General features: G+C 73.2%; 9 protein-coding genes. 5 read left to right on the top strand and 4 right to left on the bottom strand.

What is annotated here, in order from left to right; all coding sequences use genetic code 11:
• The first annotated feature begins 180 nt into the window (after positions 1–180).
• Positions 181–594, top strand: a complete 414-nt coding sequence (locus tag ACFVVX_RS13095) for a hypothetical protein (RefSeq protein WP_387944628.1) — start codon at positions 181–183, stop codon at positions 592–594.
• A 75-nt stretch (positions 595–669) separates the two neighbouring features.
• On the opposite strand, the gene ACFVVX_RS13090 is transcribed toward ACFVVX_RS13095, so the two are convergent.
• The 3 genes from ACFVVX_RS13090 to ACFVVX_RS13080 all read right to left on the bottom strand — a co-directional run bounded on the left by ACFVVX_RS13090 (position 670) and on the right by ACFVVX_RS13080 (position 4327).
• Positions 670–1623 (bottom strand): hypothetical protein, encoded by a 954-nt coding sequence (locus ACFVVX_RS13090; RefSeq protein ID WP_387944626.1) that lies wholly within the window; start codon positions 1621–1623, stop codon positions 670–672.
• A gap of 291 nt (positions 1624–1914) precedes the next feature.
• Complete coding sequence (locus tag ACFVVX_RS13085; protein ID WP_387944624.1) at positions 1915–3135, bottom strand: acetyl-CoA C-acetyltransferase; 1221 nt, start codon at positions 3133–3135, stop codon at positions 1915–1917.
• Positions 3136–3244: 109 nt separating this feature from the next.
• A complete protein-coding gene (locus tag ACFVVX_RS13080; RefSeq protein ID WP_387944622.1) occupies positions 3245–4327 on the bottom strand; it encodes an SGNH/GDSL hydrolase family protein in 1083 nt (360 codons plus the stop codon).
• Positions 4328–4562: 235 nt separating this feature from the next.
• On the opposite strand from ACFVVX_RS13080, the gene ACFVVX_RS13075 reads away from it, so the two are divergent.
• The 4 genes from ACFVVX_RS13075 to ACFVVX_RS13060 all read left to right on the top strand — a co-directional run bounded on the left by ACFVVX_RS13075 (position 4563) and on the right by ACFVVX_RS13060 (position 8947).
• Positions 4563–5963 (top strand): cystathionine beta-synthase, encoded by a 1401-nt coding sequence (locus tag ACFVVX_RS13075; RefSeq protein ID WP_387944620.1) that lies wholly within the window; start codon positions 4563–4565, stop codon positions 5961–5963.
• A 466-nt stretch (positions 5964–6429) separates the two neighbouring features.
• Complete coding sequence (locus ACFVVX_RS13070; protein WP_387944618.1) at positions 6430–6765, top strand: hypothetical protein; 336 nt, start codon at positions 6430–6432, stop codon at positions 6763–6765.
• Positions 6766–6962: 197 nt separating this feature from the next.
• On the top strand, positions 6963–8273 hold the full coding sequence (locus ACFVVX_RS13065; RefSeq protein WP_387944616.1) for an Ig-like domain-containing protein: 1311 nt from the start codon (positions 6963–6965) through the stop codon (positions 8271–8273).
• A gap of 182 nt (positions 8274–8455) precedes the next feature.
• A complete protein-coding gene (locus ACFVVX_RS13060; RefSeq protein WP_387944614.1) occupies positions 8456–8947 on the top strand; it encodes a DUF1203 domain-containing protein in 492 nt (163 codons plus the stop codon).
• A 73-nt stretch (positions 8948–9020) separates the two neighbouring features.
• Here ACFVVX_RS13060 and msrA read toward each other — a convergent pair whose 3' ends face one another.
• The gene (msrA, locus tag ACFVVX_RS13055) at positions 9021–9686 is read right to left on the bottom strand and encodes a peptide-methionine (S)-S-oxide reductase MsrA (protein ID WP_387944612.1); all 666 of its coding nucleotides are present in this window, start codon (positions 9684–9686) and stop codon (positions 9021–9023) included.
• Positions 9687–9812: the final 126 nt, after the last annotated feature.

The raw sequence follows: 9812 nt of genomic DNA, 5'->3' as shown, positions 1-9812 counted from the left end.
TCGTACTGGACGTACTTGGGCTTTCGGCCGGTGCGGCGAGAGTGCGTGCCGGGCGTCGCGACGGGGCGAAGGTTGCCTGACGCGGCACTAGTCCCCGCGGTCCCGCCGCACCTGTGCACGGCCCGCCGGGCCCCGGAGCCTCCCGCTCCGGGGCCCGGCGGCGTTCGTTAGGCTCGCCGTATGCCCGAAGCAACGCCCCTCGTGGAAGCCGTCGACTCCCTGGCGGATCGTTTCCGCTCCATGCCGCAGAGCCGGCTGCTGGGCGCGGTGCCCGGCCACGCCTCGCGGGCGGCGGCCGCGCTGGCGCTGGCCCGGTGGCTGGCGGGGGCGGCGCGGGCCGCGGAGGGGCTGGCGGTGCGGGACTTCCCGGACGCCGGGGCGTTCGCGGTCGGCGACCAGCTCGCGGTGGCCGGGCACGACCTGGCGGCCGCGCTGGCCGCCCTGCCCGAGGGCGCCCGGGTGCTGCTGCCCGGCCCGGCGGACGGCCCGGGTGCGGCCGACGGCGCCGGGGCCAACGGCACTGGGGTCGACGGTGCGGCGGTGCTGGCCGGGGCCCTGGCCGAGGTGGCGGCCACCGCCGAGCTCTGCGCCTGAGCGGCGCGGGCCCGGACAGGCGAAAGGCCGCCCGGATCGGTAACCCCCCGATCCGGCCGGCCTCCTGGTGAGGTGTCAGATGCTCGCGACCACCCGGTCGGCGAGCACGTACACGGCGTCCTCGTCGGTGGAGAAGGTCAGCGAGTACGAGCCGGAGAACCGCGAGCCGCCGAGCAGCCGGACGTCCTCGCCGGCCCGGACGGCGTCGATCAGCCGGTAGGCGGCCTCGCGGTCGCCCGGGGCCACGCAGAGCGTGGTGCCGTCGGCGAAGGCGTACACGTCCAGGGTGCCGAGCGGGCCGGGGCGGACGTCGATCAGGGCGACGCACTCCTCGGCGAGCGTGGCCAGCCGGGTGTCGGTCCACTCGCGGGACGGTGCCTGGCTGGGCACGAAGTCGGGGTGGGAGGGGTGGCGGCGGGGGTCGGGGGCGACCACCGGGGCCTCCTCGACGAGCGCCTCGGCGTCCAGCAGCCCGGCCTCCAGACCGGTGGCCAGCAGGTCCGCCTCGCGCCGGGCCCGGGCGTCACCGCCGGTCTCGGCGGACGCCGCGCCCGCCGGGTGCCCGGGGCGCAGCGGGGCGCCGCCCTCGGGGCCCGCGGTCGGCTCGGCCGGGCCGGTGCCGCCCTCGTTGATCAGGTCCTCCAGCGCGGAGCGCAGTGCCTCGCCGAATTCCGGGTCCATCGTCCCGGAGTTGTCGGCGGCGTCCTGCGGGCCGGTCGGCCGGGGGAAGAAGAGCGGCCACTCCTCGGTGCTGCCGAGCACGCTCGCGAAGGGGGAGTCGAACAGCGGCGCGTCCTCGGCCGCGCGGGCCTCCTGCTCGGCCCAGAACGCGCGGGCCTCGGTGATCTCCCGCTCGCGGTCGGCGGCGAGGGCCTCGGTCACGGCCCGGCGTATCGCGGCCTCGTCGACGGGTGCGGGCTCGGTCGCGGCCTGGGCGTCCAACCGCCGGGAGAGCCCCCGGAGGTGGAACAGCACGGTGGTCGACACGGTGATCAGGATCAGCAGCAGGATGGTGTAGACGGCGCTCACGGAACGTACTCCTAGGGAGGAGTGGAACGGGGTTACCTCTCCACACTGCCGCATGCGGGGGTGTTACCGCAGTGGCGAATGTCTAATTTGTCCGTGACTTTCGCACTTGTCCCCAAATTGTTAGGTAACACCGTTCTACGCTGCGGAGTTGATCCGCTCCGCACTGTCGATTTCCGGGCCGTTTTCGAAAGGAAAGAGGGCCGGATCGACCTCGCGGTGTGATCCGGCCCTCAATTACTCTGCGTCACTCCAAATGGGTGGTCTGGACCGCCCGGGCTTGACGCGGGAGGGTCAGCTGAGCCGCTCGATGACCATCGCCATGCCCTGGCCGCCGCCGACGCACATGGTCTCCAGACCGAACTGCTTGTCGTGCCACTGCAGGGAGTTGATCAGGGTGGTGGTGATCCGGGCGCCGGTCATGCCGAAGGGGTGGCCGACCGCGATCGCGCCGCCGTTGACGTTCAGCCGGTCCAGGTCGATGCCGAGGTCCCGGTAGGAGGGGATGACCTGGGCGGCGAAGGCCTCGTTGATCTCGACCAGGTCGATGTCGCCGATGCTCAGCCCGGCGCGGCGGAGCGCCTGCTTGGAGGCCTCGACCGGGCCGTAGCCCATGATCTCGGGGGAGAGGCCGCTGACGCCGGTGGAGACGACCCGGGCGAGCGGGGTGATGCCCAGCTCGCGGGCCTTGGTGTCGGACATGATGACCAGCGCGGCGGCGCCGTCGTTCAGCGGGCAGCAGTTACCGGCGGTCACGGTGCCGTCGGGGCGGAACACCGGCTTCAGGCCGGAGACGCCCTCGACGGTGACGCCCGCGCGCGGGCCGTCGTCGGTGCTGACCACGGTGCCGTCCGGCAGCGTGACCGGGGTGATCTCGCGCTCCCAGAAGCCGGCCTTGATGGCGGCCTCGGCGAGGTTCTGTGAGCGCACGCCGAACTCGTCCTGCTCGGCCCGGGTGATGCCCTTGAGCGCGGCGAGGTTCTCGGCGGTCTGGCCCATCGCGATGTAGGCGTCCGGGACGAGCCCGTCCTCGCGCGGGTCGTGCCACTCGCCGCCGCCCACCTCGGCCCGCTTGGCGGTCCGGGCCTGGGCCGCGTCGAAGAGCGGGTTCATGGTGCCCGGCATGCCGTCCGAGGTGCCGTTGATGCTGCGCGAGACGGTCTCCACACCGGCCGAGATGAAGACGTCGCCCTCGCCCGCCTTGATCGCGTGCAGTGCCATCCGGGTGGTCTGGAGCGAGGACGAGCAGTACCGGGTGATGGTGGCGCCGGGCAGGTAGTCCATGCCCATCTGGACGGCCACGATGCGGGCCAGGTTGTGGCCCTGCTCGCCGCCGGGCAGGCCGCAGCCCAGCATCAGGTCGTCGATGTCGCGCGGGTCGAGCTGGGGCACCTTGGCCAGCGCGGCGCCGATGATGTGCGCGGTCAGGTCGTCCGGGCGGACGTCCTTGAGCGAGCCCTTGAAAGCCCGGCCGATCGGCGAACGGGCGGCGCTGACGATGACGGCTTCGGGCATGGCGTGCTCCTCGCTGAGTGACCTTCGGGCTGGGGGCGCCCGGCCCCGGGCCGGCGGCCGGCCGGGCGGGACGGTCGGACGCCCGGGAGGAAAGTTACCGTCTGGTAGGTCAGGCGTCACCCGCCCCGGCGTGTGAGCTCGCCGACGTGTTCCCGTCCGGTGCCGCAGGGCGGGCGGCGGCCTCCTCGGCCGCCAGGGAGCCGGGCAGGCCGACCCGCAGCCGGTGGCGCAGCAGCGCCCAGCGCGTGGCCGCCCCCTCGGCTCCGACGGCGGCCACTTCGGTGCCGGCCCGGCCGGCCGCGGCCGCGGCGGCCACCGCCACCGGCAGCACGGTGTCGCCGGGCACCGGGCCGCTCGGGCGGTCCTCCTCCGGCCAGAGGCCGAGCGCCGCGCAGAGCGAGGGCAGCACGGCCATCGCGGCGGTCGCGTAGCCCTGCGCCGAGGGGTGGTAGCGGTCGGCGGCGAACATCTCCGGGCGGGCCGCGAACTCCGGCCCGAGCAGCGAGCCGAGCGAGACCGTCCGGCCGCCCGCCTCCACCACGGCGATGGTCTGGGCGGCGGCCAGCTGTCGGCTCAGCCGCCGGGCCACCCAGCGCAGCGGCGGGTGGACCGGCTTGATCGTCCCGAGGTCCGGGCAGGTGCCGACCACCACCTCGCAGCCGTTGGCCCGCAGCGCCGCGACCGCCTCGCCGAGCTGGCGGACCGCGAGCTGGGCCGGGCTGTGCCGGGTGACGTCGTTGGCGCCGACCATGATCACGGCGATGTCGGGGCGGTGCGGCAGGGCCAGCTCCAGCTGGCCGGAGAGGTTCGCCGAGCGCCCGCCGGAGCGGGCCACGTTGATCAGCCGGACCGGCCGCTCGGCCACCGAGGCGAGGCCCGCGGCGAGCAGGGCGCCCGGCGTCTCGCGGGCGCGCAGCACACCCAGGCCGGCCGCGGTGGAGTCGCCGAGGAAGGCGAGCACCAGCGGCGGCTGCGGCTCGGCGCCGCCGTCCGCGAAGGCCTCCCCGTACACGCCGTCGGCCTTGGGGGGATCGCCCTCCAGGATGCCGATGGCCTGCACGGCCAGCTTGCTCTCGGTGACCAGCAGGCCCACCAGGCCCACCCCCAGCAGGCCCAGCCCCCCGCCGCCGTACGCCGCCGCGGTGGCGATCCGGCGCGCCACCCGGGCCCGTGACTCCTGTGCCCCTGGCATCCGGTGCCCCCTTCGCGTCCTCGTGCCGCCCCCGACGGGGCCACTCCCGTTGCCTGCACACCCCTCCTACCCGCCCCCGGCCGCGAGCTATCGGCGGGCGTGGGCCATCCGTGGGGCGGCCCTCCGGCGGCCGGGCCGGGAACGGTGTGGCGCGAGGGCGGGCTGGGGCCTGTGGCACGCCCTAGGCTTTGCAGTACCGAATGCACTCGCATGCCCACAGACCGGGAGGACCCCCGTGCGGTACCACAACTCGATCATCGACCTGGTCGGCAACACGCCGCTGGTCAAGCTGAACAAGGTCACCGAGGGCATCAGCGCGACCGTGCTGGCCAAGGTCGAGTACTTCAACCCCGGCGGCTCGGTCAAGGACCGCATCGCGATGCGCATGATCGAGGCCGCGGAGGCCTCGGGTGCGCTCAAGCCCGGCGGCACGATCGTGGAGCCGACCTCCGGCAACACGGGTGTCGGGCTGGCGATCGTGGCCCAGCAGAAGGGCTACAAGTGCATCTTCGTCTGTCCGGACAAGGTGTCCACCGACAAGATCAACACGCTGCGCGCGTACGGCGCCGAGGTGGTCGTCTGTCCGACCGCCGTCGCCCCGGAGCACCCGGACTCGTACTACAACGTCTCCGACCGGCTGGTCCGTGAGACCCCGAACGCCTGGAAGCCGGACCAGTACTCCAACCCGGACAACCCGGCCTCGCACTACCACTCCACCGGCCCGGAGCTGTGGGAGCAGACCGAGGGGCGGATCACCCACTTCGTGGCGGGCGTCGGCACCGGCGGCACCATCTCCGGCACCGGCAACTACCTGAAGGAGGTCTCCGGCGGCAAGGTCAAGGTGATCGGCGCCGACCCGGAGGGCTCGGTCTACTCGGGCGGCACCGGCCGGCCGTACCTGGTCGAGGGCGTCGGTGAGGACTTCTGGCCGACCGCCTACGACCGCGCCGTCGCGGACGGGATCGTCGCCGTCTCCGACAAGGACTCGTTCCAGATGACCCGCCGCCTGGCCAAGGAGGAGGGCCTGCTGGTCGGCGGCTCCTGCGGGATGGCCGTGGTGGCCGCGCTGGAGGTCGCCAAGGGCCTCGGCCCGGACGACGTGGTCGTCGTGCTGCTGCCGGACGGCGGCCGCGGCTACCTGTCCAAGATCTTCAACGACGACTGGATGGCCGACTACGGCTTCCTGCCCTCGGCCACCGACGAGGCGCACATCAGCGAGGTGCTGGGCCGCAAGGACGCCATCGAGCACGAGGGCATCCCGCAGTTCGTCCACATGCACCCCAACGAGACCGTCGCCGAGGCGGTCCGGGTGCTGCGCGAGTACGGCGTCTCGCAGATGCCGGTGGTCTCCCCGGGTGCCGGTCACCCCGACATCATGGCCGGCGAGGTGATCGGCTCGGTGGTCGAGAAGCTGCTGCTGGAGGGCGTCTTCTCGAACGAGATCCAGCTGACCGACACCCTGGACAAGGTGATGTCCAAGCCGCTGCCGGTGGTCGGCTCGGGCGAGACGGTCACCAACCTGATGACCGTGCTGGAGAAGTCCGACGCCGCGGTGGTGCTGGTGGAGGGCAAGCCGCAGGGCATCGTCACCAGCCAGGACCTGCTGGGCTTCCTGGCCAGCCGAGTCGCGCACTGACGCCGGGTCAGCCCTGACCGCCGCCGCCGCGGCTGAGGATTCGTCCACGGCCGAAGTGGTACACCGGCGTCACCTCCGCGCAGCACGTGGTTAACAACGGTCGGGCATCGTTGTGTGCACGGCAAGACGCCGAGCGAGACGACGGCAACCGTCCGGGAGCGGCTCCCCGGCGCCCGCGGTCGTCTCCGGACACACCGGCCGGCCCTGACCCGGCCGGCCGTGTCCCGCCCTCCTTCCCCGGCATCGGGAGCAGGAGGGGCCCGCCTGTGGGAGGCGCCGTCGTCCCGCCCCTGTCCGGCTCCGGCCGGTCGACAGGGTGCGGCGGCTCCCACGGCGTTCACCGCGCCGCTTGGCGCGTCTCCGCGGCTCCCGGGTGGGGGAGCCCGGCGGAGGCGGCGGGCCGGTCCCTCCTCGGAGGGACCGGCCCTTCCCGTGTGCGTTTCCTGTTTCCCGTAACCTCGCACGCATGACCAGCACTGACACGACCGGCCAGGACGCCCCGCGCTACGTCCGGCTCAGCATCGAGCTCATCGCCGAGATCACCGACGAGCAGGCGCTCAAGGCAGCCGCCCTGCAGCAGGTGACGGCCGACGAGTACCTCGACGACGACGAGCGCGCGCAGTCCGTCGAGGCCATCGAGGTGGACCCGTCGGGTTCCCTCGCCCACTTCATCGACCCGGTCGCCCTGCTCGGCGACGTTCCCGGGGTGGAGCTCGCCTCGGCGACCTGGGAGTCCGCGCAGACCGAGTTCGACCCCGAGGGGGAGTGGGACGAGTACACGGTGGACGAGTCCGCCGAGTAGTCACCCCGGGGGGCGACCCCCGACGTCACATTGCGTGACTGCCCGGTCTGCCCTGTGCAGGCCGGGCATTTTGTCCATATTTGGCGGGAAGTTGAGTAGTCTCATACGATCGCTTCCCGTTGGTGGTGGAACCGTGAAGGGGCGGATTGCGTTTTTCTATCCGTAATGCCCGGGATGATCAGCAGGGAGAGCGTGACGTGACAGCACGGGACGGGCAGGGTCGGACGACCGGGAGCAACTGGAGCCGACGCGGCGTGCTGGCGGGTCTGATCGGGGCGCCGGTCCTGCTGCTGGCGGCCTGCAACGACGACAAGAGCGGCTCCGGGGCTTCCGGCGGCAACGCGGGCGGCGGCGGGACGGCGGGTACCCCGGGTACCGGCGGTTCGGGCGGCTCGGGCGCGGCGACGACCGCCGCGAGCAGCTCGCCGAAGACCTCGGCCGCCGTCATCACCGTCACCCCCGCCGACGGCGCCACCGGTGCCAGCTTCAGCGACCCGGTCAAGGTCACCGTCGCCAACGGCACCCTGGGCTCGGTCAAGGTCACCGACGCCGCCGGCAAGGCCCTGGCGGGTCAGCTCTCCTCCGACGGCACCGGCTGGACCTCCGCGGCCGCGCCGGTCAGCGGCACCAGGTACACGATCGCCGCCACCGCCACCGACAAGGACAGGCTGGAGGCGGACGCCAACACCTCCTTCACCACGGCGACCCCGGCCAACACCTTCGTGGGCTACTTCACCCCCGAGGACGGCTCCACCGTCGGCGTCGGCATGCCGGTCTCGATCAACTTCAGCAAGCCGGTCACCGACCGCAAGACCGTCCAGCAGGCGATCACCGTCATAGCCGAGCCGGGTGTCGAGATCGTCGGGCACTGGTTCTCCAGCACCCGTCTCGACTTCCGGCCCCAGGAGTACTGGGCGAAGGGCACCAAGGTCACCGTCAAGCTCCGGCTCAAGGACGTCGAGGGCGCCAAGGGCGTGTACGGCACCCAGTCGAAGGACGTCCGCTTCACCGTCGGCCGGGCCCAGACCAGCGTCGCCGACCTCGCCACCAAGAAGCTCACCGTCACCACCGACGGCCAGGTGAGCGCCGTCTACGCGATCTCCGGCGGCGCGCCCGAGTACCGCACCTGGGGCGGCAAGATGGTCATCTCCGAGCAGTTCCAGCAGACCCGGATGAACTCGCAGACCGTCGGCCTCGGCAGCGAGTACGACATCTCCGACGTGCCGCACGCCCAGCGCCTGACCACCTCCGGCACCTTCATCCACGGCAACTACTGGTCGTCGTCCTCGATCTTCGGCAGCCAGAACACCAGCCACGGCTGCATCGGCCTGAAGGACGCCAAGGGCGGGCAGGACCAGAGCACCGACGGCTACCGGTTCTACAGGAGCTCGATGGTCGGCGACGTCGTCGAGGTCGTGAACTCCGGCGACAAGACCGTCGAGCCGTCCAACGGCCTGAACGGCTGGAACCTGGGCTGGGCGGCCTGGCGGGCCGGCAGCGCGATCTGACCTCCGAACGGCCCGCAGGCCGGTCCGGCTCCTGCCGGGCCTGCCTGTGCTGTGTCTGCGTGTGGGGTGTCTGCCTGTGCTGTGTCTGCCTGTGCTGCGTCGGCGCGGTTCGTGCGGCGCGGTCCAACGCGACGACCGAAACCCGCCGGACTCGGCGCGGCCCCGGAGGGAGGCTGGACGGCATGACGACCACCACCGCCCCCGTCCTGACCGTCCGGCCGATCGACCCGGCCGTGCACGCCACCCTGCTGGTCCGCGACGACGCGGGCCGCCCGCCCGTGCGGTCCGTGGACCACACCGGCGGCGCCCCGCTGCGCTGCTGCCTCGGCCGGGCGCTGCCCGGTGACCGGATCGCCCTCGTCGCCTACGCCCCGCTGCGCCGCTGGGCCGCCGAAACCGGGGCCGACCCGGGCCCGTACGACGAGGTCGGCCCGGTCTTCCTCCACGACGGACCCTGCCCCGGCGCGGGCTCCGACTGGCCGACCGCGTTCCACGGCGCCGAGCGGGTGCTGCGCGCGTACGACCGGCACGGGCACATCCTGGGCGGCGTGCCCGTCACCCCCGAGACGGCCGAGGCCGGTGCGGCCGCGCTGCTCGCCGACCCCGAGGTGGCCGTGGTGCACGTCCGCGCGCTGCACTTCGGCTGCTTCATGCACGAAGTCCGGCGGGCCTGAGGACGCGGCCGACCCCCGCCCGGGGCCTGCCGACCGGCAGGCCCCGGACCGTGACGGCCGGACGGAGCGGTGCTCAGCCCCCGGTGCGGGCGACCCCGATCGGGCAGCTCGCGCCCGTGCCGCCGAGGCCGCAGTAGCCGTTGGGGTTCTTGGCGTCGGACAGGTACTGCTGGTGGTACGGCTCGGCGGGGTAGAAGGGGCCGGCCGGGGCGATCTCGGTGGTGATCGGGCCGAGCCCGATCGCGGTCAGCGCGGGCTGGAAGGACTCCCGGGTGGCGGCCGCGGTGGCCGCCTGGGTGGGGGAGTGGGTGTAGACGGCGGAGCGGTACTGGCTGCCCACGTCGTTGCCCTGGCGGTTGCCCTGCGTCGGGTCGTGGGCCTCCCAGAAGGTCTTCAGCAGCCGCTCGTACGGGATCACCGCCGGGTCGAAGACCACCCGGACCGCCTCGGTGTGCCCGGTCCGCCCGCTGCACACCTCCTCGTACGTCGGGTTGGGGGTGTACCCGCCCTGGTAGCCGACCAGGGTCGTCCAGACGCCCGGCAGACGCCAGAACGTCCGCTCGGCACCCCAGAAGCAGCCCAGCCCGAAGTCGGCCACCTCCAGCCCCTCGGGGTACGGGCCGGAGAGCGGGTGGCCGAGCACGGTGTGCGGCTCGCGCAGGGTGAAGGCCGGGGCCTCCCGGCCGGGCAGCGCCTGGTCGGCGGGGACGAGCGAGGTCTTGTCGCGGTTGAACAGCACGGCCTGCTCCAGCTGGTCGGGAGGGGTGGTGCAGGTTCCAACGCGAACGGCCGCCCGCGGATTCCTGGGGCGCGGCGGCTTTCCGGCGGGCACCGCCGCATTCCGGGAGGCACTCCCGGATTCGCC

Source organism: Kitasatospora sp. NPDC058170 (assembly GCF_042883905.1).
GTDB lineage: Bacteria > Actinomycetota > Actinomycetes > Streptomycetales > Streptomycetaceae > Kitasatospora.
The sequence above is the reverse complement of the archived record's forward strand: the minus strand, read 5'-3'. Positions and strand labels throughout refer to the sequence as shown.

Coding starts and splice junctions, on each gene's coding strand:
- ACFVVX_RS13060 (WP_387944614.1), top strand. CDS start 8,456: ATGACGACCACCACCGCCCCCGTCCTGACCGTCCGGCCGATCGACCCG.
- ACFVVX_RS13095 (WP_387944628.1), top strand. CDS start 181: ATGCCCGAAGCAACGCCCCTCGTGGAAGCCGTCGACTCCCTGGCGGAT.
- ACFVVX_RS13085 (WP_387944624.1), bottom strand. CDS start 3,135: ATGCCCGAAGCCGTCATCGTCAGCGCCGCCCGTTCGCCGATCGGCCGG.
- ACFVVX_RS13080 (WP_387944622.1), bottom strand. CDS start 4,327: ATGCCAGGGGCACAGGAGTCACGGGCCCGGGTGGCGCGCCGGATCGCC.
- ACFVVX_RS13070 (WP_387944618.1), top strand. CDS start 6,430: ATGACCAGCACTGACACGACCGGCCAGGACGCCCCGCGCTACGTCCGG.